This is a genomic window from Haloferax sp. Atlit-6N (assembly GCF_003383195.1).
Taxonomy (GTDB): Archaea; Halobacteriota; Halobacteria; order Halobacteriales; family Haloferacaceae; genus Haloferax; species Haloferax gibbonsii.
Map to the genome: position 1 here is coordinate 486,502 of NZ_QEQJ01000002.1, position 23,461 is coordinate 509,962.

Sequence of the window (23,461 nt, forward strand, 5' to 3'; positions counted from 1 at the left end):
ACGTTTGGCGGGAGTTAATCGGTTGTGAACTCCGGCCCATTTCGCCGGTATTAGCCGTTCTTACGGGATAATGTCCGATTAACACCGGTTTCGTGTCGCCGTTTTTCGCCGATAATCTGACGATGGATATACACTTCCCCATCACAACGCTTATGTCTGCGTTCGTACTGCAATTCACGCAATGGCGAGGGGACCGAACCTATGAAGCTCGCAATGATCGGATTCGGGCAAGCCGGGGGAAAAGTAGTCGACAAGTTCGTCGAGTACGACCGGGAACGCAACGCCGGAATCGTCCGCGCTGCGGTCGCGGTGAACTCCGCGAAAGCTGACTTGCTCGGACTGAAGAACATACCGAAGGACCAGCGCGTCCTCATCGGCCAGTCCCGCGTGAAGGGACACGGCGTCGGTGCGGACAACGAACTCGGTGCCGAAATCGCCGAGGAGGACATCGACGAGGTGCAGGGTGCCATCGACAGCATCCCTGTCCACGAAGTCGACGCCTTCCTCGTCGTGTCCGGGCTCGGTGGCGGCACCGGCTCCGGCGGCGCGCCGGTCCTCGCGAAACACCTCAAGCGCATCTACACCGAACCCGTCTACGGTATCGGTATCCTGCCGGGGTCCGACGAGGGTGGCATCTACACGCTCAACGCCGCGCGCTCCTTCCAGACGTTCGTCCGCGAGGTCGACAACCTCCTCGTGTTCGACAACGACGCCTGGCGGAAGACCGGCGAGTCGGTACAGGGGGGGTACGACGAGATCAACGAGGAGATCGTCAACCGATTCGGCGTGCTCTTCGGGGCCGGCGAAGTCCAGGACGGACAGGAGGTCGCGGAGTCCGTCGTCGACTCGTCGGAGATTATCAACACGCTCGCCGGCGGCGGCGTCTCGACCGTCGGCTACGCCTCCGAGGGCGTTGAACCGCGGAAGAACAAGGGCGGCGGCCTCCTGTCCCGGCTGACGGGCGGCGACGAGCCCGACGACAACCTCGACACCGCACACACGACCAACCGAATCACGAGCCTCGTTCGCAAGGCCGCGCTCGGTCGACTCACGCTCCCGTGTGAGATCGAAGGCGCGGAGCGCGCGCTGCTCGTACTCGCTGGTCCGCCGGAGCATCTGAACCGGAAAGGCATAGAGCGCGGGCGGAAGTGGATCGAGGAGCAGACCGGTTCCATGGAAGTTCGCGGCGGCGACTACCCGATTCCGGGCGCGGGGAAGGTGGCGAGTGTCATCCTCCTGTCGGGCGTGACGAACGTCCCGCGCATCAAGGAACTGCAGCAGGTCGCCATCGAAGCGCAGGATAACATCGAAGAGATCCGCCAAGAGAGCGATTCGAATCTGGAGAACCTCATAAACGATGACGAAGACGAACTGGAGTCGCTTTTCTAAGCTGGCGCTCGCGCTCGTCGTGCTCCTGTCGGCCCTCGCGGGCCCGGTGGGGGCGGTGAGCGTCGCGTCCGAGAACGTTCCCAACGAGGCGCAGGTCGGTTCACAGGTGACCGCGACGGCCACCCTCGATGAACTGTACAGGAACCCGCAACTCGAATCGTGGACGCTCGCGGGCGAGACCGACCTGGAAGACGTGACGTGGACCGTCACGTACTACGACCAGACGGGTGCGAAAGTCGACCAGCAGTCCTTCGACGGGCAGAACTTCAGCGGCGCACAAGTCGCCGCTGGCGACGGAACGAGCGAAGTGGAAATCTCCGTGACGGGGACCGTCCCCGAGGTCGAGGCGTACTCCTACGACCCCGCGCAGACGTTCACGCTCATCTCGCTCGACCAGACCCGCGAAGGTGGCTCCAGTAACGATATCGACACGTGGACCGCCCACCACTACACCGAAGAAAGCGCCGCCGCTCGCACCGAACTCGATAGTGCGCAGGCCGCGATTCAGAGTGCGAGTGGGGCCAACACGCAACAAGCCCAGCAGACGTTCAACAACGCTGTCGAAGCGTTCAACGGCGAAGAGTTCAACCTCGCGACGAACCTCGCCAACGAGGCCGAGACCAGCGCGAACCAGGCACAGCAGTCGAGTCAGACGACCCAACTGCTCATCTACGCCGCGGGCGGCCTGCTCGTCGTCGCGCTCATCGCCGGTGGATTCCTCTACTGGCGGTCCCAGCAGACGACCTACGACAAACTGGGCTGATTCTCAGTGCGAGTCGTCGTTCCCTTCGGGGGACGAACGCCGAAGACCCGACTCGCCTCGTTTTTCGACGCCGACGAGCGACGCGAGTTCGCCGTCGCGATGCTTCGCGACGTGCTCGACGCCGTTCGCGCGGCCGACGGCGACCCGACAGTCGTCGCTGACGCGCCCGTTTCGGTCGATGCACCCGTCACTGTCGACGACCGGCCGCTCACCGAGGTCGTCGGCGACGAACTCGGCGGCGACGACCCGGTCGCGGTCGTCATGGCCGACCTCGCGCTCGCGACGCCCGCCGCGCTCGCGCGGCTGTTCGAGACCGACGCCGACGTGGTCGCCGCGCCCGGCCTCGGCGGCGGAACGAACGCGCTCGTCGTCCGCCATCCCGACTTCTCCGTCGACTACCACGGCGCGTCCATCCTCGACCACCGGCGAATCGCCCGCGACGCCGGCTGTTCGTTCGCGGAGGTGGATTCGATGCGACTCGCCGTCGACGTAGACGAGCCGACCGACCTCGTCGAGGTGCTCGTCCACGGCGAGGGGCGCGCCCGCGAGTGGCTGGTCGACGCCGGCGTCCGACTCGAAGGCGGGTCGGGCAGAGTCGAGGCCGTCCGCGAGCGCCGATAAGACCTTAACGGTCCACGATAAACATTGACTGGCGCGGTTGTCCGTCTGCCCGGCGGGAACTGAGGCAACGTGCGCCGCGCGCTTCCGCGTCGCGAAGACGACGTGGGAGTCGAAGTGGAGTCCGAACGTCGCGACGACGACGCGAGTCACACTCGCAACCAAATCGGGGCGAGCGCCTGACGGCGCCTCGGACGGGCCGGAGACGTGTCTGGCACCAACTATCCGGCCCCGAGCTCGACTTCCGTTTTACCGTCTCTCCGTGCGACTCCAATCGCCGCCGTATCGGCCGCGAGTGACACGCTTTTAGTGGCTCGTCACGCACCGGGAGATATGTTCGCGGGTGCCGACGAGTACGGAGTCGACCTGACTATCGACGACGCCGACGTGGAGCGACTGCTCGCCGTCACCCCCGACGACGCCGACGCGCCGGCGGCGCTTTCGTTCTCGCGGAACGTGTTCATCCCGCTGACGACCGCCTGCCGGTACACCTGCACCTACTGCACCTACTACGACGTGCCCGGCGAGGCGACGCTCATGTCCCTCGACGAGGTCCGCGAGACGGTTCGCACGGGCGCTGACGCGGGCTGTACGGAGGCGCTGTTTACCTTCGGCGACGCCCCCGACGAGCGCTACACGGAGATTCACCGCCAGCTCGACGAGTGGGGCTACGACGACATCCTCGACTATCTCGCGGCGGCCTGCGAGGTCGCCCTCGACGAGGGCCTGTTGCCGCACTCGAACCCCGGCGACCTGACCCGCGAGGAGTTCGCCGACCTCGCGCCCCTGAACGCCAGCATGGGCGTGATGCTGGAGACGACCGCCGACGTGGCCGCCCACTCGGGCAACCGGCGGAAGACGCCGGGGCAGCGGCTCAACACCATCCGCGCCGCGGGCGAAGTGGGCGTCCCCTTCACGACGGGCATCCTCGTCGGCATCGGCGAGACGTGGCGCGACCGCGCCGAGAGCCTGCTCGCCATCCGCGCGCTCCACGAGCGCTACGGCCACGTTCAGGAGGTCATCGTCCAGAACGTCGTCCCCAACGAGCGGTCGGACTACGAGCGCCCGTCGCTCGACACGATGCGCCGGGTCGTCGCGATGGCGCGGGTCGCGCTCCCCGAGGAGGTGTCGGTGCAGGTCCCGCCGAACCTCTCGGCGGCGGCCGACCTCGTCCCCTGCGGCGTCGACGACCTCGGCGGCGTCTCGCCGGTCACGGACGACTACGTCAACCCCGACTACGAGTGGCCGGCGCTGCGGGAACTCGTCGACATCGCCGACGAGGCGGGCGTCCCGCTCCGCGAGCGACTGCCCGTCTACGAGCGGTTCCTCCCCGACGGCGATAGCGTCCGCGACCGGGACGGAACGCCCGACGGCGCGCGCGGAACCGCGCCGGACCGCGAGTGGCTCCGCGAGCCGATTACCGACCGGCTCAGCGCCGACGACGTCCACGGGCGACGGTTCCGGAACGTCGCTCGCGGCGACGGGCCGCTGTCGATTCCGCGGTGAGAGCGACGCGGCCGTCGGCCGGTCTGGTGTAGTTTTCTACCGACGGCGAACGAGAACTGAGTAGAGCGCGACGAGCGCGGCGGTCACGGCGGGCGCGCAGCCCGAGAGCTGCGGCACGCGTTTTCTGACGAGCGCGTAACCGACGCCGACGGCGAGGCTGGCGAGGAGAATCCCCCGCGGGCCGTCGCCGAGCGTCAGGAACCCCGGAACCGAGAGCGCCGCGGCGAGCGCGAGGTCGCCGGGCGAGCCGTCGTAAGCCGCGAGTCGGCGGGGTTCGACCCAGCCGCCGAGACTGCGGACGTAGACGCCGCGGTCGGTCCGCGCCTCCCACGGGCGAGCCTCGCTGCTGCCGCCGAGGTAGTCGGCCGCGCAGTGGAGCGCCGCCGCGACGAACCCCGTCGCCGCGGCCGCGGCCAGCGGGTCGCCCGTCAGGAGCGCAACCGCGCCGAACCCGACCGAGCCGACGACGAACGCCTCGACCTGGTGGAGCGTCCTGCGGTGGACGCCGACGACCATGTCGAGGTCGGGGAAGACGCCGCCGACGAGCGCCGCCGCGACGACGAGCGGCGCGGCCGCGGGAGCGACGAACACGACGGCGGCGGCGAGCGCGAGGCTCATCGCCACGTGCGTCGGGGCCATCACGGGGCGAACACCCCCCGCGCCGGTCGGCGTCGTCGAGTCGTCATCGCTTCGCCTACTCGGCGACCGAGACGTATGAGTTTCGTGGTCCGAACGAGCGCCCCCGAGCGCGGTCACCACCTCGGAGCCTGCGCCTCAGATGCCGAACCACTCGGGCATCCGCTTTCTGAAGCTGGTGTAGAACAGCGCGACGGCGACGCCGACCGCGACGGCGACCCGGACGCCGCCGGAGAAGGCGAGGAAGCCGGGGACCGAAAACAGGAGCGTCAACGCGAGGTCCTCCGGCGCGCCGTCGTAGCGGACGAGGTAGCGGGGCCGGAGCCACCGCCGCGCCGGGTGGACGTACACCGCGCGGTCGGAGGTGCGGTCCCACGGCCGGAGTTCGTCGCCCGCGCCGAGCCAGTCGGACGCGGAGTGGAGCCCCGCCGAGAGGAAGAACAAGGCGACCCCGACGGTGACCGTCGAGGGCGAGGCGACGGCGACAGCGCCGAAAACGGCGGCGGCGACGCTGTAGTAGACGGGGAAGTGCAGGGTCTTGCGGTGGACGCCGACGAAGAGGTCCACGTCGGGGAAGACGCCGCCGGCGAGCGCGCCGACGGCCGCCGCGGTCGCGAGTTCGGGAGCGACCAAGACGAGCGGGGCCGCGAGGGTCAGCCCCACGGCCGCGTGGGTGGTCGCCATCATCTCAGTCGTCGGCGGTCGCCGGGTCGCGGCGGCCGTCGAGCAGGGGCGTCCCGTCCGCGCGGGGGCCGAGCATCGGGCCGTGCGGGCCGTCGTCGGGGTCGATGGGCCGGCGAGTCCGGTAGTCGGTCGAGCGCTCGACCGGCCGGCGGCCGATGGCGGTTATCATGTCGACGTAGTCGTCGAACGAGCGGAACTCGCCGAAGCCGCCGCCGGCGCGCTTCGTTATCTCCTCGGAGAGAATCGTGCCCATGAGGTCGTCAGCGCCGCAGTTGAGGAGCTTCAGCGACTTCGCGTTCCCGAACTTCACCCACGACGACTGGATGTGGTCGACGTTGTCGAGGTAGAGCCGCGAGACGGCGACCAGCAGTTCGTCCTCGTCGTCGGACGCGCCGCCGGTCACGAGGCCGCGGTCGTACAGCGGCGTGTTCTGGTGGATGAACGACAGCGGGACGAACTCGGTGATGCCGCCGTAGCGGTCTTGGAGGTCCCGAATCACGTCGAGGTGGAGCACGCGGTGTTTCTCGGTCTCGACGTGGCCGTACATGATGGTCGCCGTCACGTCGAGGCCGGCTTCCATCGCGCCCTCCATCCCGGCGACCCACTCGTCGGTCCCGATTTTGCCGGGGCAGATGACCTCGCGCACTTCGGGGACGAGAATCTCCGCGGCGGTGCCGGGCGCGCTGTCGAGGCCGGCGTCGGCGAGGCGGCGGTAGACCTCCTCGTAGCTCCAGTCGGTTCCGCGCTTGGCGTGGTGGGCCTCCTCGGGCGTCATCGAGTGGACGTGCGCGCCGTCGACCGACATCGCCGAGAGCTGTTCGGCGTAGCTCGCGGGGTCGGTGTCGTACGCCTCGGGCGGCTTGTAGTTCACCTCGCTGGCGGGGTTGTCGTAGGATTCGAGAATCTCGCGGTGTTCCTCGTCTAAGACGAGCGCGGGGTGGAGCCCGGAGACGGACGTGACCTCGTAGATGCCCATCTCGACCGCGTCGGCGACGATGTCGCGGGACTCGGCGGGCGTCTTCGTGAAGCCGCCGTGGTCGGCGTCGGAGTCGGACTCGAACAGGTGGGCGGTGTTCTTGAAGTTACAGAACAGACAGCCGGTGTTGCAGGCCGTCGTCACGTTGTTGTTGAGGTTGGCGACGAACGTCACGTCGTCGCCGACCATCTCGGCGCGCCGCCGGTCGGCGGCTTCGAGCACGAGTTCCTTGCGCGCGGCGTCGATTCCCTCGCGGTCGGTGCCCGTCGTGATGAGTTCGACGCCGTCGTCGACCGTGAGGCGCTCGCCCGCTCTCGCCTTCGCCAAGGCGTTCTCGAACGACTGGTCTGTCTCCGGGACGTGGTCGAACCCGAAGTCGTCGTGGGCGGCACCGGTCATGCTCGTTTGAAACGCGCCACGGTCCTAAAAACGGGGCGGTACCGGAACTCCGACCGCGGGACGCCGCGGCAGAGAAAGCGTTAGGCCGCCCCGCCGTGTTGTGTCGGGCATGGAACACTCCCCGTCTTCGACGACCGACTCGTCCCTCGGCGACGACCGCGAGAGCCTGCTGTTTTCGGCGCTCGTCGGCGCGGTCGCCAGCATCGTCCTCTCGCCGCTTCCGGGGTCGACCGTCCTCGGCGGCGCAATCTCCGGCTACCTGACCGGAAGCGACCGCGAACTCGGCGTGAAATCCGGCGCGGTCTCCGGGCTGTTCGTGAGTCTCGTCGGCGTGGTCCTCGGCGTCGTCGTCCTCGGCTTCTTCGGCATCTTCGCTATCGGGGTCACCCCGTTCGAGTTGGGATTCGGCCTCGGCATCCTCGGCATCGTCATCGTCGCGCTGTTCGGCCTCGCACTGCTCCTCGTCTACACCGTCGGCCTCGGCGCGCTCGGCGGCTACCTCGGCGCGTACCTCCACGAGGAGTTCGCCTGAACACGTCCACGCCCCTTCGACCCGGCTTCAGGGCTCGGATTCCACGCCGGTGAACTCGAAGCGAGCGCCGCCCGCGTCGCTCTCTCCGACCGAGACCGTCCAGCCGTGGGCGTCGGCGACGTTCGAGACGATTGTCAGTCCGAAGCCGATGCCGGCGGTGCCGGTCGAAAAGCCGCTGTCGAAGATGCGCGAGCGGAGTTCGGGCGGGACGCCGGCGCCGTCGTCCTCGACGTAGAAGCCGTCGTCGAGCGCGCCGACGGTGACGGTGAGGCGGTCCCCGTCGTCAACGGCGTCTTCGGCGTTGGCGGCGTCTTCGGCGTCGTCGCCGCCGTCGGTAGAGCCGGTCTCGCTCTGGGGGCCGTGCTCGACGGCGTCACCGGACACAGTCCGGTTGCCTGTAGAACCATGTTCTACAGCGTCGTCGGATGGAATCCGACTGCCCGTGGAACCGTGTTCTACAGAGTTCCGCATCAGGTTCTCGAACAGTTGGTGAAGCCGGCCCGCGTCGGCGACGACGGTCCGGTCGGACGCGACGACGAGCGTCGCGTCCCCGGTTTCGACGTTCTCCCAGCACCGCTCTGCGGTCTCGGCGAGGGACACGGACGTCGTGGCGAACGCGTCGGTTCCCTGCCGCGCGAGGACGAGCAGTTCCTCGGTGAGCGCGTTCATCCGGTCGTGCGCCCGCGCCACCGCCGCGAGGTGGTCGTTGTCGACTTCCTCGCGGGCGATGTCGAGGTGGCCCGTGGCGACCGAAAGCGGGTTGCGGAGGTCGTGGGAGACGACGCTCGTGAACTCGTCGAGCCGACGGTTCTGGGCTTCGACCTCGCGTTCGACGTCCCGGCGCGCCGTGATGTCCGTGTAGACCGCGTAGATGGTGTTCTCGCCGACCGGAACCGACCGCAGGAGGAAGTCCTTCTCGCCGTCGGCGGTCCGCCTGCGCACCTCCGTCTGGACGAAGTCGCCGGCGCGGACCATCTCGGTGAGCTTCGCGGCCTCCTCGCGGCGGTCGTCCGGTGCGACCACGTCGTCGATGGCGCGGCCGACGACCTCGGATTCGTCGTAGCCGAACGTCGCCTCGAACGCCGGGTTCACCGCGCGGATGACGGACTCGCCGTCGACGAACTCCGAGTCGATGATGCAGTCGGCGCTGTTCTCGAACAGGGCGGCGTACTGGTCGCGTTCGACCCGAAGCCGGCGCTCGAAGTTGAGCCGCTGGAGCGCCGCGTTCGTGTGGGCGACGAGGAGCTCCGCGAGTTCGAGGTCGATTTCGTCGAACGCGCCGGTCTGCTCGGAGACCGCCTGAAACACGCCGAACGAGCCGATGGCGACGCTGAGCCCCGAGCGGTAGTCACCGAATTCGGGGCGGCCGAACGCGTGGAGTTCCATGTCGACCGCGCGGTGGGACTCGCCGGTGCGGAACGTCTCGCCCATCGCGCCCGCGTCCTTCGGGACCGGCCGGAGTTCGCGGTCGGTCGGCGTCGACGACTGCGCCCTCGGGACGAACCGGTCCGCCTCGGCCTCGAAGGCGAAACAGATGTCGAGGTTCAGGATGCGCTCCGCCGCCTCGACGGTCTCCTCGTAGATGTCGTCGGCGTCGGAGGCCGACGCGAGCCGCATGGCGACGCCGTGCAGCGACGTTATCTTCCGCTCGGTGCGCTGAATGCGGCGTTCGAGCCGGGAGACGATGTCGCGTTCGGTGCGCTGGGCCTGCGAGCTTCGGTAGCGGGCGACCGCCGCCCGGACGCGGTTGGCGAGGCGGTCGTAGGAGATGGAGTCGACGTCGTCCGAAAACCGATACACTGCGGCGTCGGCCGCGAGCGGGTCGGCATCGCCACCGTCACCGTCATCGCCCGCCTTGTCGGGGCCGAGGAGGACGACCGGAACTTCGGGATGGCGGTCGCGGACGAGCGCGACGACGTCGGCGGCGGTGTGTTGACCGAACTGCCGCGGGACCAAGAGGCAGTCGACCGTCCGGTCGTCGATGCGGTCGAGCGCGGTACCGAGGTCGAACTCGACGGTGACGGACACGTCGTGGCGGTCGAGCGCGGCCGCGACGGCGTCCGCCCGAGTGCGGTCGGGGGCGACGAAGAGAACGGACGGTGCCGTCCCCGCCGGAGCCCCCGGCGAGGGAGACCGAGTCATGCATCGACATGACGGGGAGGGAGTATCAATTGATTGGTGGGTGTGGCCGGGCGCTCGTGCACTCGGCCACCACCTATTTGCCGCGGGCGACGTGAGCTAGCGGCCCGATGTCCGACGACACCGAAGCGGACGTGACCGACCGCGAACCGAGCGTCGAAGACGACGACGGCCACGGCGTCACGGTCGACGGCGGCGGCGACGCCGGCGCGTCGTCGCCAGAGGAGTCCGAGGAGGTCGACGCCGAGCGACCGGACGAGTCCGAGGAACCGGACGCCGAAGACGAGATGCGAGAACAGGAAGCGGCCGAGACGGAGAACGTCGACAACCACCGCGACGACGAGCCGTTCGACTCCTGACGGGGCGGCAACGCGGTCGCGTTCAGACTCGTTCGACTCGTTTTTCGACTTCGGGGAGGAACGCCGCGAGGTCCCCGCGGACGACCCGGTCGGCGCGGTCGTCGTACTGCGTCGCGTCGAAGTTGACGACGACCAGCGAGCCGCCCTCGGCGGCCCGGCCGGCGAGGCCAGCCGCGGGGTGGACCGTCAGCGACGACCCGAGCGACAGGAACACGTCGGCGTCGCCGGCGAGACGGTTCGCCTCGCTGTAGGCGACGCGGGGGAGGCGCTCGCCGAACAGGACGACGCCGGGCTTGAGCAGGCCGCCGCAGTCGTCGCACGTCGGCGGCGCGTCGCCGGCGCGGACCGCCTCGAAGGCCGGGTCGGCGTCGGTTCGCGCGCCGCAGTCCTCGCAGACGACCTCCGCGGCGTTCCCGTGGAGTTCCACGACGCGGTCCGAGCCGGCATCGCGGTGGAGACCGTCGGTGTTCTGGGTCACGACCGCGTCGAGGACGCCCCGCGATTCGAGGGCCGAAAGCGCGTCGTGACCTGGGTTCGGCTCGACGCCGTCGGGAAACATGCGCTCTTGGAGGCGGACGCGGTCCCGCCAGAACCCCGCGGGGTCGTTGACGAAGCGGTCGCGGTGGAACGACGCCGGGTCGAACTCGGTCTCCCAGATGCCGTCGTCGCCGCGGAAGTCGGGAATCCCCGAGGCCGTGCTCATCCCCGCGCCGGTGAAGGCGACGGCGGTGTCGGCCTCGCGGAGTCGCCGGGCGACCCACGCGGCGTCTGATTCGAGGGCAGCGTCCATAGCCGAACGGAGGGCACAGCCGCGAAAAAGCGATACGATTCGTTCGGTGGGCGCGTTCGTGCATATATTCGACACGTCTCCGACCGAGATACGCACGGAAGTGGAAGCTTCTTAGTGGGATGAGTCCAGAGGACGACCATGACCAGCGTGAAGGACTTCCGCGTCGAGGAGGAGCCGACGGCGACCGACCTCGGGCGGGGCCGCTTCGTCTTCTCGGACCGCTACTCGGTGTTCGACTGGGGCGAGATGCCCGACCACGTCCCGAACAAGGGCGCGAGCCTCTGTCTCATGGGCGCGTACAACTTCGAACTGCTCGACGTGAACCACGTCCCGACCCACTACCTCGGCGTCGTCGAAGACGGCGAGGTCAAGGAGCTCGGCGAGTGCGAGTCGCCGCCGACGGAGATGGCCATCGAACTCACGCAGGTGCCCGACCTCCCCCACGAGGACGGCGCGTACGACTACGACGCCTACCACGAGGCCGCCGGCGACAACTACCTCATCCCGCTGGAAATCGTCTTCCGCAACACCGTCCCGGTGGGGTCGAGCCTCCGGCGGCGCGGCGAGCCCGCCGACTACGGTCTTGACGCCGACGAGTGGCCCGACGAGGCCGTCTCCCTCCCCGAGCCGGTCGTGGAGTTCTCCACGAAGTACGAAGAACAGGACCGGTATCTCTCCCGCGAGGAGGCCGACGACATCGCCGGGAAAGTCGACCTCGACCGCCTCGAAGGGCTCGCGCTCGCCGTGAACCACGTGCTGACAGAGCGCGCCGAGAAGGCCGGCTTCAACCACGAGGACGGCAAAATCGAGTGTCTGTACCACGACGGCACCGTCAAGGTCGGCGACGTGGTCGGCACCTTCGACGAAAACCGGTTTTCCTACGGCGGCCAGCAGGTCTCGAAGGAGGTCGTCCGGCAGTACTACAAGCGCGTCCAGCCCGAGTGGGTCGAGGCCGTCAAGGATGCGAAGGCCGAGGCCATCGAGACGGGCGAGCCGAACTGGCGCGGGAACTGCGCGGTCGAGCCCGAGCACCTCCCCGCCGACATCGTCGAGGCGCTGGCGGACCTCTACTGCGCCGGCACCAACGCCTACGTCGACCACGACTGGTTCGACGCGCCGGCCATCGAGGACGCCGTGGCGCGCGTTCGGGACCTGTAATCGGTCGCCGAGCGAGCAACGCCGTTTTTCGTCTGTTCTGTGCCGTTTCCTTCTCACTGTCCGCCGCTATCGCCGACGAGGAACCGCCAGCCGCGGCGGAGGAGTTGGACGACGCCGAGCGCGACGAACACCGTTGCGCCGGTCACGACGCCCGGTTCGACACCGGGAAGCAGCGGGATGAGTCCGAGTTGATGAGCGATGAGGAGGACGGTCGCCACGAGCCACAGCGCGTAGCAGCCGAGGGCGACGCGATAGCGGAGGGAGACGGGCACGGCTCCGAGTCGTGTCGCCGGAGAAATAGGTTTTAGGTTTGGTGGGCGGCCCGCTCAGCGGTGCCTCAGTCCTCGGACGGTTCGGGCGCGAGCGCCTCGCGCTCGCCGAGGGCGTCGATGATGCCGTCGACCGGGCGGTCGGGGTTCGACGCCTGCGCCTCGCGGGTGAGGCCGAGTTGGTAGCGCTCGGGGTCGGCGCTCTCGCGGAGGCTGGTGCGCCCGCGGTGGACCGAGATATCGTTGTTGAGGTGGAGCTTCACGGCTTCGAGGAGCGCGTCGGCCTCCAGCGGCTGGCCGCGCTCTTTTATCTCCTCGATGGTGGCGTCGTCGGGCACGTCGAAGGCGCGCTGGGCGATGATGGGACCCTGGTCGAGGTCGGTCGTCACGTAGTGGGCGGTGACACCCGCGATGCGGACGCCCTCCTCTTTCGCCTGCCGGTAGGCCGCCGCGCCGGGGAACGACGGGAGGAGCGACGGATGGATGTTGATGATGCGGTCCTCGTAGCGGAAGACGACGTTCGGGCCGAGGATGCGCATGTAGCGCGCGAGGACGATGAGGTCCACGTCGTACTGTTCGAGGAGGTCGAGCATGCGCTCTTCGTTGGCGGTGCCCTTCTGGTCGCCGATGTCGTGGAAGGGCACGTCGTAGTGGCTCGCCAGCGGTTCGAGCGTGTCGTGGTTGCCGATGACGACCGAAATCTCCGCGCCGAGGTCGTCGTTCGCCCACGCCTCGAACAGCGCCTCGAGGCAGTGGGACTCCTTCGTCACGAGGACGGCGATTTCGCGGGTCTCGCGGTCCGAGGGGAACCGGACCTGCACGTCGACGCCGAGGTCGTCGCCGAGGTCGGAAAGCGCCTCCCGGAGTTCGTCGCGGGAGCAGGTCATCTCCGCGGTGTCGGCGTGGAGGGTCATCCGGAAGATTCCCTCGCGGACCGCCTGGTCTAAGTCCTCGACGTTGATTCCGCGCTCGAACAGCAGGGTGGTCACGTTCGCGATGAGTCCGGTCTTGTCTCCTCCGATGACCGTGATTTCGGTGAGTTCGCGAGTCATACCGTCACCTCCAGCTGTTCGAAGCTGAACATATAGCGTCCTGCGTCGGCGAACGGTAAACCGCTGTCGTTCTCCGCAAGCGAATCCCTCCGGAACGACCGTGAATCACCCGCAAAAAGGAAAAGCCGGCGAGCGTGAGGTCGCCTACACCAGCGGGAGCACCGACGAGACGACGAGGACGACGACGAGCCCGGTCACGGAGATAATCGTCGTCAGCGCGGTCCACGTCTTCAGCGTCTCCATCTGCGTGAGGCCGCCGATTTCCTTGACGAGCCAGAAGCCGGAGTCGTTGTACCACGAGCAGATGTTGCCGCCCGCGCCGATGACCATCACCAGATACGCGGTGTGGACCGGAAGTTGACCGGTGAGCGGGGCCATGATGCCGGCGGCCGTGAGCATCGCCGCGGTCGCAGAGCCCTGCGCGATGCGGACGATGGCGGCGATGAGCCACGCGGTCACGAGAAGGGGGATGCCGAAGCCTTCGAGCCCGTTGGCGAGGTACGAGCCGATTCCGGAGGCCGCGAGGAGCGCGCCGAACGCGCCGCCCATCGAGGTGATAGCCGCGATGTTGCCGCCGCTTTTCAGCGCCTCGGTGAGTTCGTCTTCCCACTCGGACCGCGAGAGGTCGGACCAGCGGTAGTACGTGTACGCCGCGGCGAGCGCGGCGACCGTGAGCGCGACGTTCTTATCGCCGATGAACGCGACGAACGGGCGGTTGTCGACGACGAACCCGACGAACGGCCGGAGCGGTTCGGCCACCGTCACGCCTTCGAGGGCGTTGACGACGGTGAGCGAGCCGACGAGCGCGACGGCGATGACGATGGGAGCGGTGGCCTCGAGGAAGCTCGGAAGCGACGACACGTCGCGCTGGGCGCGCTCCTGCAGTTCGTCCGTGGTCGTTCCCATCGCGTCGCGGAGAGGGATGTCGAGATGACGGTTAATCCAGCGGCCGTAGACGAGGCCACCCATGGTGGCCGACGGGACGGCGACGGTGACGCCGATGAGCATCGTGGTGCCGATGTCGGCCCCGATTTCGCTGGCGACCGCGAGCGGGCCGGGCGTCGGCGGGATGAACACGTGGGCCGTCGCCGCGCCGGCCCCGACGACGACGAGATACAGCGCGTAGTTGTCGCCCATCCGCGCCCGCATCGACCGCGCGAGGGGGGCCATGAGGTAGAACACGCTGTCGAAGAACACGGGGATGGCGAGCACCGTACTGCTCCCCCACAGCGCGATGTCGCTGTTTTCTCTCCCGACGAGCGACTGGAAGGAGCGGACGATGCGCTGGGCGGAGCCGCTTTCGAGCATCGACTTCCCGATGATGGCGGCCATCAGGATGGGAATCCCGATGCCGGCCATCCCGTTGCCGAACGCCGTCGCCGTTCTCGTCGCCGCATCGGCGAGCGCGAAGTCGGGGACGAACGCCGCGTTGACGAGGCCGACCGCGAACGCGGCTATCGCCAAGCCGACGAACGCCGGGAGGTCCAAGACGACCAGTAGCAACACGACCAACGCGAGTCCGACGACGAAGGTCAAGAGCGGACTCTGTGCGAACTCGATTGCCATGCGTGGGATAGCGTCTCATCGACGGCATAAAAATTATTATCATATATCATGTATGTAATTATTATTTACTTTGTTACAGGATAATTATTTCTCATCCATACGTCGAATATACCGGAGTATCGAACCTGACACGCCCGCCGCGGACGACTCAGTTATCTCGGCCGGCGCCGTACCGCCGGGCATGCCCGGTTCCGACTTCACCCTCGCCGCCGACCCCGACGGCGACGCCGAGGACGCTTTCTCGCTTCTCGCCGACGAGACGCGACTCGCAATCGTCCGGGCGCTCGCCGCCTCGCCGCGCGAGCCGCTCAGTTTCTCCGAGTTGCGCGACCGCGTTGGCGTCGCCGACAGCGGCCGGTTCAACTACCACCTCGGCAAACTCACCGGCCGGTTCGTCAAGAAGTCCGAGGAGGGGTACGAGATTCGCCTCGCCGGGTGGGCCGTCGTCGGTGCCATCCTCGCCGGCGCGTACACCCGCGGCGACGACATCGGCGCGATTCCGGTCGACCATCGCTGTTCGACGTGCGACGGACGGGTCGAGGCGACCTACGTCGACGAACGCGTCACCGTCAGGTGCACCGACTGCGACAGGACGTTTCTTGACGCCGGTATCCCGCCGGGAGTGCTGGAGGGCTACGACGACGCCGACCTCCCCGAAGTCGCAGACCGGTACGTCGGGTCGCTACTCGCGCAGGCGCGACGCGGCTTCTGCATGAGTTGTCAGGGCCGGATGGAACCGCACCTCTCGGTAGGAGCGGACGACCCCCGGACCGACGACGTCTTCGAGGAGCCCCAAGCGGTCTACGGCTGTGCGCGCTGTCGCGAGAAAATCGTCACCGGCATCGGCATGGCGTACCTCGACCACCCCGCAGTCGTCTCGTTCTACTACGACCACGGCGTGGACCTCTCTCAACCGTTCCTCTGGGGAACCGCGTGGCACGACAAACCCACGCTCTCCGTCCTCGCGGACGACCCGTTGCGCGCCGCCATCGACTTCGAGGTCGAAGACGAGACACTTACGCTCACCATCGACGAGGGACTCGAAGTACACGGCGTAGAACGCTCTCCGGCCCCGTAGCCGCCGGCCCTCGCGTTTGTAGTCACATTCGTGTATAACAAACACGACCCAAAACCGTTTTTGCACATCACCACGCATCGCCACCTGATGACCACCTACACCGCGACGGTAACGGTGCGCCTCAAGCGTGGCGTGCTCGACCCCGAGGCGGAGACCACGAAGCGCGCGCTGGAACGACTCGGGTTCGAACTCGACGCGCTGCGCTTTACCGAACGGTACGAAGTCGACCTCGACGCGGCCGACGCCGACGAGGCCGAGGCCCGCGCCGACGAGATGGCAGAACGCTTGCTGGCGAACCCGACCATCCACGACTACGAGGTCGCGGTCGTCGAGGCCTGAGATGATCGCAGTCGTGCAGTTCGGCGGTTCGAACTGCGACCGCGACGCCGTGCGCGCGCTTTCGGACCTCGGCTTCGAGGCCGAGCGCGTCTGGCACGAAGACCCCCTCCCCGAGGAGACGACGGGCATCGTCCTCCCCGGCGGCTTCTCGTACGGCGACTACCTGCGCGGCGGCGCGATGGCCGCCCGCTCGCCCATCATGAAGTCGGTCCGCGAGGCGGCCGCGGAGGGCGTCCCCGTCCTCGGCGTCTGCAACGGCGCGCAGATCGGTTGCGAGTCCGGGCTCACCCCCGGCGCGTTCACGACGAACGCGAGCGCCCGCTTCCAGTGCGAACACGTCTACCTCCGCGTCGAGAACGCGGACACCCGCTGGACCGCGGCGTACGAGGAAGGCGAGGTCATCGAACTCCCCATCGCCCACGGCGAGGGACGCTTCGAACTCGACGCGGAGCGCTACGAGGAGCTCGAAGCCGACGACCGGATTCTCTTCCGCTACTGCGACGAGGACGGAAACGTCACCGACGAGGCGAACCCCAACGGCTCGCTCGGGAACGTCGCGGGCGTCCTCGGCGACAGCGAGTCCGTCGCGGTGCTGATGCCGCACCCCGAGCGGGCGTCGCTGCCGCAACTCGGCAACACCGACGGTCGGGGCGTGCTGGCGGGCTTCGAGGGATAGTATAAAAGGACCGTCCGCCGCGGTGGCGGGCGATACGGGGTCGGTTGGCGAACGTGGCGGCGTACACGATGAGCGATGTTGGAGTGTCGAGGTTTCCGACCCGCGTACCGCGTGCTATGGGGCGAGAGCGCAGGGAGCGTCCGTGGCGATCCACGCCTCGGCGTTCTCCTCTTCGCGAATCTCGAACCACCCATCCGCGTAGTAGACGGTCTTGTACGTGTGTTTCGTCATGATGGCGGGCGGTTCGGATGGACACGTCCGAACCACCGAATATGACAACGACTCACACCCTCTTTGATACGAATATCCTATCTGACGGTTAGGAGGCAGTTACTTTCGCATAGCGCCCCCTAACGCGGTCGAATGGGAGAAAACGAGCCGGGATACTGGACGAACGGTCGGAGGTGTCGGCGGGTGACGACCCGGTCCGGGACGGGGTCGTTCGCCCGCGCGAGCGGCGTGAGACCGGCGGTGCAGCGTGAGCCCAAGTGTGCGACGGAACGCGCCGACCTACTTGACCAGCGGCATGTTGTAGCTCGTCTCGTTGTCGAGGACGAACTCCCACGTCGCCTCGCAGTCGCAGGACACCTGGTCGAAGACGGTCGGGTCCTGCCGGAGGTTGAAGTCCTTGACCGCCTTGAACACGAGTTCGTCGCAGTCGCCGCAGTTGTGCGCACCGCGCTCTTGGCCGCCGCCGACGGGGTCGGAGACGACGATGGCGTCCACGTCGGCCGTCTCTCGGAGCGCGTCGGCGACCGACCAGAGCCACGGCGGGCGGTAGCCGCCGTTGAAGAACAGCTCGTCGACCATCGTGTAGCGCTGGACGTTCGTCGGGTTCATCGAGACGGTGTGGCAGTTGTCGACCGCCGCACACCGGCGGATGGACGACTTCATGTCGTCGAGCGCCTCGGGTTCCGAGAGGAACGGCGGCTTCATCAGGAGGTACGCCTTGACGCCGCCGCCGGCCGCGGCGGCCTCCTCGCAGGCGTCCTCGAAGTCGGCGAAGTCGAAGTACTTGTTCACGCAGTCGTGGCGGACGCGGTCGGTGGCGGTTTCGAGACCGACTGCCACGTCGGTTTCGAGGCCGCGGTCGGTGAAGTCCGCGAGCTTCTCGCCCGTGACGAAGTCTGGGAGCGACTCGACGACCATGCGGTCGCGGTCGGCGAACGTCTCGGCGATGGCGTCGCGGGTCTCGGCGGGCACCTCGCGCTCGTCGAGGAACGAGCCGGAGGTGTAAATCTTGATGAGGCCCGCTTTCTCGCCGTCGTCCATCTCTTCGGCCTCGTGGTCGAGACAGACCTGAATCTGGTCCATCAGCGCCTCGTGGGCGACGGTGCCGCCCTCGACGGACTCGGCGACGTAGCCGCACATGGTACAGCCGCCGGCGCGCGCCCACCGGCAGCCGCCGGTGTTGAGGATAATCGTCAGCGAGTCGTAGACGCCGTCGGGCGTGTTGTCCTCGTCTATCCACACCCGGGTGGGCTCGTGGGGGTCGTAGGTCTTCTGCTTCCGCGAACGGATGTCGCGCATCACCTTGTTGTGCGCGTCCATCCCGCGTCCCCGCTCGTAGACCTCGGGGCTCGGCTTACTCATTGGATACCCGTATCGGACGGGCGCGTAAAGCGGCTTCGTCTGGCTTCGGCGGCGGGCGGCGGCGGCCGCCGACCCTCACATGTTCCGCGAGATGTACCGGTCGATGTCGGCGACGAGCGACGGTCGGAACGTCCAGTAGCCCTCCCAGCGCTTCGGTTCGGTCTCGAGCGCGAGGAGAGCGACGGGGTGGCCCGGGGTCACGCCGTCGATGCCCCGCTCGTCACCCGCCTTCTCCCCGTCGGCCGCACCGCCGGTTCCGGTCGCTCCGTCCAATCCGCCGTCTGGCGGCGTGTAGACCACGAACCACGAGTCGCAGAAGTCCTCGGTGTAGCCCCCGTGGCTCATGAGCTCGGAGTTGAACGGTGGCGTCCAGTCCGGAATCCCGTAGACGTGGGTCTGCACGTCCGTCGCGGCGACCTTCTGGTAGACCGCCCGCGTCCCGCGCTCGTCTTCGATTCGGGAGAGCCGCTGGAACGACGACCGGAGTCTCCCGTCGCCGGCGCGCCACGCGTGGCGCTCGATGTACCGCGAAAGCGCCACGAGCAGCAGTTTCTCCTTGTCCGATTCGGGGTAGCCGCGGAGGGAGAAGGGCACGTCGTCGAGCCGCGTGAGCACCGACGGGAGTTCGAACTCGTCGAGCTTCGTCTGCCCCGTCTTGTAGAGGTCGGAGTTCACGAGGAGGACGGTGTTCATCACGTCCTCCAGCGGCGAGGTCGCGACGACCGTCCGCCCCTCGGACGTCTGCTCGGTGAGCACGACCACGTCGTCGCCGTGCGCGTCGTCGGATAGTTCGTCGACGCCGACCGGCTGGTCGGCGAACGTGGTTTCGAGCATCCGCTGGACGGGGTCGGGAGCCGAGCGATTGACCACCGAAAGCGACCGACTCGCGGCGTCAATCGCACCGAGAAAGCTGTCGAGTCCCATCTGGTTCGTGGAAACGACTGACCGCCGACGAAATAGCTGTTTTGGAGGTCGGGGGTGCGACCGTGCCGCCGCGGCCGAACGCGGCACCGCAGCGACAGACGTTCATATGCGTCGCGCACGTAGGTGGCCCATGGAGCGCCGCACGCTCCTCTCGCTTCTCGCGGGCGGCCTCGCCGGACTCGCCGGGTGCGGGACGCCCGAGGGCGAGACGGAGACGCCGACCCCCGAGGAGGGGACGGACGCGCCGACCGAGACGCCGACGACCGAAGCGCGCGTGGAGCGGTCGCTGACGCTCTGGAACCCGACGCCGAACCCGGTGTTCACGACCGTCGTCGGCGTTCGCGGCGACCGCGACGTGTTCTTCGAGAACCGCGACCTGTTGCCCGGCGAGCGGGCTGGGCTGTCGGTCGCGGTCCCGTCCGGGGAGACGGCGGTGCTCGTCGAGACGGACACCGGCCTGCGGGCCCGCTCGACGTGGACCGTCGACGCGGCGTTCGAAGGGCTGGAGGTCGTCCTCGGACGGGGGGGAGCGGAGTTCTGGCGGACCGTCTCGTGCGACGCCCGGGGAGAGTGCTCGCTCGCGGCGGCGACCCCCGACGACGGGCCGAGAATCGACCTCCCGCTCGTCGGCGACGGCTCCTCGCGATGGTACGCACCCGCGGGCGTCGTCGTGGAGAACCCCGGCCCCGAGACGACCGCGCGGCTTCGCATCGACCTCGGCGACACGGCGCTCGTCGACCAGGCGTACCGCGTCCCGTCGGGGGCGCGGCTGTCGATTCCGGTGACGTACCGAAGCGGGGACTACCGCGTCGCCGTCGAGACCGACGAGCGACGCGTCGAGACGGAGTGGCCGGTGCCCGACGAGCCGACGAAGTACGTCGACGTGTCGAGCGGAGCGACGGGCTGTGGGCCGGCGAACACGACGCTCACAATCGCCAACCGTGACGACGAACCCCACCGACTCTCGCTCCGGGTCGACGCCGCGAGCGGCGACGAGTCGTTCGACCGCGTGCTCGCCCTCGACCCCGGCGAAGTCCGGGAACTCGTCCCCGTGACGACCTCCGGAGCGAACGCCGTGTCGGCGAGCCTCGAAACCGGGGCGGCGGTGTCGGGAACGTGGTGGTCGTGCCCGCCGCGCGGCCCCGCGAGCGTCGTCGTCGACGCCACCGGAACCGTCTCGTTGCGGGTCGCCGGCCCGCAACCGGGATAAGTCGCACGGATTGCCGCAATCCCCTGACGGTTCCGTGTCGGCTCGCGACGGGGTAACCCCGAACGGTTACATAGAGGTGGGAATCACTAACCCGACAGCGGCCGTATATAATCAACGAGGATTACAATGACTGAACTCAGTGGTTATCACGACAGGGTCGCTCGGGTGGACCTGTCATCCGGCGACATCGCGTACGAGGGAATCGACGACGAGGACGCGCGGAAGTACATCGGGGCCCGCGGCCTCGGCGTGAAGTACGTCTTCGACCAGGGACCGGACGTGGACCCGCTCGGACCGGACAACCTCCTCGCGTTCATGACCGGCCCGCTCACCGGCACGCAGACGGTGATGAGCGGTCGCATCGCGGTCGTGACGAAATCCCCGCTCACGGGGACCGTCACCGACTCGCACCACGGCGGCTGGAGCGGCGCGCGACTCAAGTGGTCCGGCTTCGACGGTCTGCTGTTCGAAGGGAAAGCCGAGCACCCGAGCTACGCCATCGTCGAAGACGGTGAAGTGACACTTCGCGACGCCCGTGAAATCTGGGGCTGGGGCGTCCACGACACTATCTCCGAACTCGAAGCCGAAGTCGATGGGAGCCTCGGCAAGAACCTCTCGATAATGGCCATCGGCCCCGGCGGCGAAAACGAGGTCAAGTACGGCTGCATCGTCAACGAGGACGACCGCGCGTCCGGCCGCGGCGGCACGGGCGCGGTCATGGGTTCGAAGAACCTCAAGGCAATCGTCGTGAAGTCCGGCACCCGGATGCCGAAGCCCGCCGACGCCGACACGTTCAAGCAGGGCTACCAGCAGGCGATGCAACTCATCCGCGAGTCCGAGGTCACCGCGCCCAACGAGGGCGGCCTGTCGCTGTACGGGACGAACGTCCTGATGAACGCGGGCGAGGAACTCGACGGCCTCCCGACGAAAAACGGGAAGTACACCTCGACCGCGGCGATGCGAGACGCCGAGGGCGTCGACATCGACTCCGAGCGCGTCTCCGGCGAGAACGTCCGCGAGAACATCCTCGTCGACGAGCCGACCTGTCACTCCTGTCCCGTCGCCTGTAAGAAGGAAGTCGAGGTGTCGGTGATGCACAAAGGCGAGGAGATGAACGTCCGCGGCGAGTCCTACGAGTACGAGTCCGCCTACGCGCTGGGCCCGAACTCCGGACACACCGAGCGCGACGAAATCGCCGTCATGATCGACCGGTGTAACGACATGGGCGTCGACACCATCGAGATGGGCAACATGATGGCGATGGCGATGGAGATGTCCGAGCAGGGCAAGCTCGACGGACTGAGCGAACAGCTCGACTGGGGCGACACCGAGCGCATGATCGACCTCATCACCGAGGTCGCGAACCGCGAGGGCGACCTCGCCGACGCGCTCGCCGAGGGCGCGAACGGCCTCGCCGAGCGCTTCGACGCCCACGACAACTCGCTTGCCGTCAAGGGCCAGACCATCCCGGCGTACGACCCCCGCTGCATGAAAGGCATGGGCATCGGCTACGCCACCTCGAACCGCGGCGCGTGCCACCTCCGCGGCTACACGCCGTCCGCCGAGATTCTCGGCATCCCGGAGAAACACGACCCCCACGAGTGGCGCGGGAAGGGCGAACTCGTGGCGCTGTTCCAGGACATGCACGCCATCTCGGACTCGTTCGACATCTGCAAGTTCAACGCGTTCGCGGAGGGCATCGAGGAGTACGTCCTGCAGTACAACGGCATGACCGGCCGCGACGTGACCGAAGAGGAACTGCTCGAAACCGGCGACCGCATCTACACGTTAGAGCGGTACTACAACAACCTCGTCGGCTTCGACGGCGCCGACGACTCGCTGCCGGGACGCTTCGTCGAGGGCGACGAGGCGATGCCCGGACAGGGCGCGTCCGAGGGCCAACTGTGCGAGCTCGACGAGATGAAAGACGAGTACTACGCCCGCCGCCAGTGGGTCGACGGCGTCGTCCCCGACGAGCGCCTCGACGAACTCGGCATCGACATCGGCCCCGGCACGGGCGTCTCCCGCGGCGACTCGCCCGCGCCCGCCGACGACTGAGCCGCCGACTGGAACGACCACCCGGTCCGACCCGGTCGCGGCCGATACCCACCCGACTCACGCATTTTTCGACCGATTGCGAACCGCAGTAGCGACGAGTCTCCCGACGAGCGCCGCGGCGGCGACGACGCCGAGTCCGATGAATGCCGTCGGCGAGACGACCGGGAAGTCGAAGACTGGCCCGGCGAGGTGGAACGCGGCACCGACGACCGCCGCGCCGGCGGCGAGCCGAACCGAGCCCTCCCCGCGGTACGCTCGCGCCCCGACGCGTCCGAGCGCGAGGCCGTAGGCGACGAACGGGAGTTCGTACACCCAGTAAATCACCGGGAATCCGCCGGCGGCGAAGGTGTAGAGCCGGTAGTAGTCGCCCTCGTAGACGACGGCGTACAACCCCTGTCCCGGGGCCGCGTAGTCGCTGTAGAAAAAGCGGTCCGGCCAGTCCTCGTCGCCGTAGACGACGTGCGACCCGTCTGGTGACTCGATGGCCCGCCGAACCGCGTCTTTCGCGTCGGCGTCGAGTTCGTCGTACCGAAGCACGGGCGTCTCGTCTCGGACCTGCGACGCGTCGATTTTCGACGCCGAGAGGGACACCTGCTCCGACCAGTCGGCCATCGTCACCGGCGCGCCGACGAGCGAGACGGCGACGAGGAGCGCGAAGGCCGAGACGACGAGCCGCCGGGACATGGGTGTTCCACGTCGTCAGGGCGGTGAATATCTTCTGGGAGCCAACACCGACTATCGGAACGG

22 protein-coding genes and 1 pseudogene are annotated in these 23,461 nt (G+C 68.0%); 11 read left to right on the plus strand and 12 right to left on the minus strand.

Annotated elements, in window-relative coordinates:
- The first annotated feature begins 201 nt into the window (after positions 1 to 201).
- From DEQ92_RS11740 to cofG, 4 genes are all read left to right on the plus strand, one after another.
- Entirely contained in the window at positions 202 to 1,389 is a 1,188-nt protein-coding gene (locus tag DEQ92_RS11740; RefSeq protein ID WP_004975628.1) for a tubulin/FtsZ family protein, read from the plus strand.
- Positions 1,358 to 2,152, plus strand: a complete 795-nt coding sequence (locus DEQ92_RS11745; protein ID WP_004975630.1) for a hypothetical protein — start codon at positions 1,358 to 1,360, stop codon at positions 2,150 to 2,152. The genes DEQ92_RS11740 and DEQ92_RS11745 overlap by 32 nt, the downstream gene beginning before the upstream one ends.
- Before the next feature lie 6 nt (positions 2,153 to 2,158).
- The gene (cofC, locus tag DEQ92_RS11750) at positions 2,159 to 2,773 is read left to right on the plus strand and encodes a 2-phospho-L-lactate guanylyltransferase (RefSeq protein WP_004975631.1); all 615 of its coding nucleotides are present in this window, start codon (positions 2,159 to 2,161) and stop codon (positions 2,771 to 2,773) included.
- A 330-nt stretch (positions 2,774 to 3,103) separates the two neighbouring features.
- Complete coding sequence (gene cofG, locus DEQ92_RS11755; protein ID WP_004975632.1) at positions 3,104 to 4,276, plus strand: 7,8-didemethyl-8-hydroxy-5-deazariboflavin synthase subunit CofG; 1,173 nt, start codon at positions 3,104 to 3,106, stop codon at positions 4,274 to 4,276.
- A 36-nt stretch (positions 4,277 to 4,312) separates the two neighbouring features.
- Here the strand turns inward: cofG and DEQ92_RS11760 are convergent, their stop codons facing one another.
- The 3 genes from DEQ92_RS11760 to cofH all read right to left on the minus strand — a co-directional run bounded on the left by DEQ92_RS11760 (position 4,313) and on the right by cofH (position 6,971).
- Positions 4,313 to 4,915: a hypothetical protein gene (locus DEQ92_RS11760; RefSeq protein WP_115820805.1), complete on the minus strand. Its 603-nt coding sequence runs from the start codon at positions 4,913 to 4,915 to the stop codon at positions 4,313 to 4,315.
- 135 nt (positions 4,916 to 5,050) lie between these two features.
- Positions 5,051 to 5,599: a metal-dependent hydrolase gene (locus DEQ92_RS11765; RefSeq protein ID WP_115820806.1), complete on the minus strand. Its 549-nt coding sequence runs from the start codon at positions 5,597 to 5,599 to the stop codon at positions 5,051 to 5,053.
- Between the two features lies 1 nt (position 5,600).
- Positions 5,601 to 6,971, minus strand: a complete 1,371-nt coding sequence (gene cofH, locus DEQ92_RS11770) for a 7,8-didemethyl-8-hydroxy-5-deazariboflavin synthase subunit CofH (protein ID WP_004975635.1) — start codon at positions 6,969 to 6,971, stop codon at positions 5,601 to 5,603.
- 109 nt (positions 6,972 to 7,080) lie between these two features.
- Between cofH and DEQ92_RS11775 the strand changes: the two genes are divergently transcribed.
- Positions 7,081 to 7,503: a DUF5518 domain-containing protein gene (locus DEQ92_RS11775; RefSeq protein ID WP_004975637.1), complete on the plus strand. Its 423-nt coding sequence runs from the start codon at positions 7,081 to 7,083 to the stop codon at positions 7,501 to 7,503.
- 27 nt (positions 7,504 to 7,530) lie between these two features.
- Here the strand turns inward: DEQ92_RS11775 and DEQ92_RS11780 are convergent, their stop codons facing one another.
- From DEQ92_RS11780 to DEQ92_RS11790, 3 genes and pseudogenes are all read right to left on the minus strand, one after another.
- Positions 7,531 to 9,645, minus strand: a complete 2,115-nt coding sequence (locus DEQ92_RS11780) for an ATP-binding protein (RefSeq protein ID WP_115820807.1) — start codon at positions 9,643 to 9,645, stop codon at positions 7,531 to 7,533.
- Positions 9,642 to 10,046 (minus strand): annotated as a pseudogene (locus DEQ92_RS24535) (hypothetical protein); the annotation flags it as partial. The gene DEQ92_RS11780 and the pseudogene DEQ92_RS24535, both read right to left, overlap by 4 nt.
- On the minus strand, positions 10,024 to 10,791 hold the full coding sequence (locus DEQ92_RS11790) for a Sir2 family NAD-dependent protein deacetylase (RefSeq protein ID WP_050459498.1): 768 nt from the start codon (positions 10,789 to 10,791) through the stop codon (positions 10,024 to 10,026). The pseudogene DEQ92_RS24535 and the gene DEQ92_RS11790, both read right to left, overlap by 23 nt.
- 138 nt (positions 10,792 to 10,929) lie before the next feature.
- On the opposite strand from DEQ92_RS11790, the gene DEQ92_RS11795 reads away from it, so the two are divergent.
- Positions 10,930 to 11,949, plus strand: a complete 1,020-nt coding sequence (locus DEQ92_RS11795) for a phosphoribosylaminoimidazolesuccinocarboxamide synthase (RefSeq protein ID WP_115820808.1) — start codon at positions 10,930 to 10,932, stop codon at positions 11,947 to 11,949.
- A 53-nt stretch (positions 11,950 to 12,002) separates the two neighbouring features.
- Here DEQ92_RS11795 and DEQ92_RS11800 read toward each other — a convergent pair whose 3' ends face one another.
- The 3 genes from DEQ92_RS11800 to DEQ92_RS11810 form a co-directional block, all read right to left on the minus strand.
- Positions 12,003 to 12,221: a hypothetical protein gene (locus DEQ92_RS11800; RefSeq protein ID WP_004975649.1), complete on the minus strand. Its 219-nt coding sequence runs from the start codon at positions 12,219 to 12,221 to the stop codon at positions 12,003 to 12,005.
- Positions 12,222 to 12,286: 65 nt separating this feature from the next.
- Positions 12,287 to 13,270 (minus strand): formyltetrahydrofolate deformylase, encoded by a 984-nt coding sequence (locus DEQ92_RS11805; protein ID WP_050459496.1) that lies wholly within the window; start codon positions 13,268 to 13,270, stop codon positions 12,287 to 12,289.
- Between the two features lie 144 nt (positions 13,271 to 13,414).
- Positions 13,415 to 14,836: a GntP family permease gene (locus DEQ92_RS11810; protein WP_004975653.1), complete on the minus strand. Its 1,422-nt coding sequence runs from the start codon at positions 14,834 to 14,836 to the stop codon at positions 13,415 to 13,417.
- Between the two features lie 181 nt (positions 14,837 to 15,017).
- On the opposite strand from DEQ92_RS11810, the gene DEQ92_RS11815 reads away from it, so the two are divergent.
- From DEQ92_RS11815 to purQ, 3 genes are all read left to right on the plus strand, one after another.
- On the plus strand, positions 15,018 to 15,914 hold the full coding sequence (locus DEQ92_RS11815) for a helix-turn-helix domain-containing protein (protein ID WP_115820809.1): 897 nt from the start codon (positions 15,018 to 15,020) through the stop codon (positions 15,912 to 15,914).
- Positions 15,915 to 16,001: 87 nt separating this feature from the next.
- On the plus strand, positions 16,002 to 16,253 hold the full coding sequence (gene purS, locus DEQ92_RS11820; protein ID WP_004975657.1) for a phosphoribosylformylglycinamidine synthase subunit PurS: 252 nt from the start codon (positions 16,002 to 16,004) through the stop codon (positions 16,251 to 16,253).
- 1 nt (position 16,254) lies between these two features.
- Positions 16,255 to 16,929 carry a phosphoribosylformylglycinamidine synthase I gene (gene purQ, locus DEQ92_RS11825; RefSeq protein ID WP_004975659.1) on the plus strand — a complete coding sequence of 225 codons (675 nt, stop codon included), beginning with the start codon at positions 16,255 to 16,257 and terminating at the stop codon, positions 16,927 to 16,929.
- A 510-nt stretch (positions 16,930 to 17,439) separates the two neighbouring features.
- Here the strand turns inward: purQ and DEQ92_RS11830 are convergent.
- The gene (locus DEQ92_RS11830) at positions 17,440 to 18,522 is read right to left on the minus strand and encodes an archaeosine biosynthesis radical SAM protein RaSEA (RefSeq protein WP_115820810.1); all 1,083 of its coding nucleotides are present in this window, start codon (positions 18,520 to 18,522) and stop codon (positions 17,440 to 17,442) included.
- Positions 18,523 to 18,597: 75 nt separating this feature from the next.
- Entirely contained in the window at positions 18,598 to 19,446 is an 849-nt protein-coding gene (locus DEQ92_RS11835; RefSeq protein ID WP_050459492.1) for a DICT sensory domain-containing protein, read from the minus strand.
- A 130-nt stretch (positions 19,447 to 19,576) separates the two neighbouring features.
- Here DEQ92_RS11835 and DEQ92_RS11840 point away from each other — a divergent pair, with 130 nt between their 5' ends.
- Positions 19,577 to 20,656, plus strand: coding sequence for a hypothetical protein (locus tag DEQ92_RS11840; RefSeq protein ID WP_115820811.1), 1,080 nt, complete (start codon positions 19,577 to 19,579; stop codon positions 20,654 to 20,656).
- Positions 20,657 to 20,782: 126 nt separating this feature from the next.
- Positions 20,783 to 22,714: an aldehyde ferredoxin oxidoreductase family protein gene (locus DEQ92_RS11845; RefSeq protein WP_115820812.1), complete on the plus strand. Its 1,932-nt coding sequence runs from the start codon at positions 20,783 to 20,785 to the stop codon at positions 22,712 to 22,714.
- 57 nt (positions 22,715 to 22,771) lie between these two features.
- Here the strand turns inward: DEQ92_RS11845 and DEQ92_RS11850 are convergent, their stop codons facing one another.
- The gene (locus DEQ92_RS11850) at positions 22,772 to 23,398 is read right to left on the minus strand and encodes a hypothetical protein (RefSeq protein ID WP_115820813.1); all 627 of its coding nucleotides are present in this window, start codon (positions 23,396 to 23,398) and stop codon (positions 22,772 to 22,774) included.
- Positions 23,399 to 23,461: the final 63 nt, after the last annotated feature.

What these genes read in the sequence shown, in the direction of transcription:
- DEQ92_RS11740 (WP_004975628.1), top strand. Translation starts at nt 202, where the DNA reads ATGAAGCTCGCAATGATCGGATTCGGGCAAGCCGGGGGAAAAGTAGTC.
- DEQ92_RS11765 (WP_115820806.1), bottom strand. Translation starts at nt 5,599, where the DNA reads ATGATGGCGACCACCCACGCGGCCGTGGGGCTGACCCTCGCGGCCCCG.
- DEQ92_RS11790 (WP_050459498.1), bottom strand. Translation starts at nt 10,791, where the DNA reads ATGGACGCTGCCCTCGAATCAGACGCCGCGTGGGTCGCCCGGCGACTC.
- DEQ92_RS11780 (WP_115820807.1), bottom strand. Translation starts at nt 9,645, where the DNA reads ATGACTCGGTCTCCCTCGCCGGGGGCTCCGGCGGGGACGGCACCGTCC.
- purS (WP_004975657.1), top strand. Translation starts at nt 16,002, where the DNA reads ATGACCACCTACACCGCGACGGTAACGGTGCGCCTCAAGCGTGGCGTG.
- DEQ92_RS11745 (WP_004975630.1), top strand. Translation starts at nt 1,358, where the DNA reads ATGACGAAGACGAACTGGAGTCGCTTTTCTAAGCTGGCGCTCGCGCTC.
- DEQ92_RS11815 (WP_115820809.1), top strand. Translation starts at nt 15,018, where the DNA reads ATGCCCGGTTCCGACTTCACCCTCGCCGCCGACCCCGACGGCGACGCC.
- cofH (WP_004975635.1), bottom strand. Translation starts at nt 6,971, where the DNA reads ATGACCGGTGCCGCCCACGACGACTTCGGGTTCGACCACGTCCCGGAG.
- DEQ92_RS11810 (WP_004975653.1), bottom strand. Translation starts at nt 14,836, where the DNA reads ATGGCAATCGAGTTCGCACAGAGTCCGCTCTTGACCTTCGTCGTCGGA.
- cofG (WP_004975632.1), top strand. Translation starts at nt 3,104, where the DNA reads ATGTTCGCGGGTGCCGACGAGTACGGAGTCGACCTGACTATCGACGAC.
- DEQ92_RS11760 (WP_115820805.1), bottom strand. Translation starts at nt 4,915, where the DNA reads ATGGCCCCGACGCACGTGGCGATGAGCCTCGCGCTCGCCGCCGCCGTC.
- DEQ92_RS11795 (WP_115820808.1), top strand. Translation starts at nt 10,930, where the DNA reads ATGACCAGCGTGAAGGACTTCCGCGTCGAGGAGGAGCCGACGGCGACC.
- purQ (WP_004975659.1), top strand. Translation starts at nt 16,255, where the DNA reads ATGATCGCAGTCGTGCAGTTCGGCGGTTCGAACTGCGACCGCGACGCC.
- DEQ92_RS11840 (WP_115820811.1), top strand. Translation starts at nt 19,577, where the DNA reads ATGGAGCGCCGCACGCTCCTCTCGCTTCTCGCGGGCGGCCTCGCCGGA.
- DEQ92_RS11850 (WP_115820813.1), bottom strand. Translation starts at nt 23,398, where the DNA reads ATGTCCCGGCGGCTCGTCGTCTCGGCCTTCGCGCTCCTCGTCGCCGTC.
- DEQ92_RS11835 (WP_050459492.1), bottom strand. Translation starts at nt 19,446, where the DNA reads ATGGGACTCGACAGCTTTCTCGGTGCGATTGACGCCGCGAGTCGGTCG.
- DEQ92_RS11830 (WP_115820810.1), bottom strand. Translation starts at nt 18,522, where the DNA reads ATGAGTAAGCCGAGCCCCGAGGTCTACGAGCGGGGACGCGGGATGGAC.
- DEQ92_RS11775 (WP_004975637.1), top strand. Translation starts at nt 7,081, where the DNA reads ATGGAACACTCCCCGTCTTCGACGACCGACTCGTCCCTCGGCGACGAC.
- DEQ92_RS11845 (WP_115820812.1), top strand. Translation starts at nt 20,783, where the DNA reads ATGACTGAACTCAGTGGTTATCACGACAGGGTCGCTCGGGTGGACCTG.
- DEQ92_RS11805 (WP_050459496.1), bottom strand. Translation starts at nt 13,270, where the DNA reads ATGACTCGCGAACTCACCGAAATCACGGTCATCGGAGGAGACAAGACC.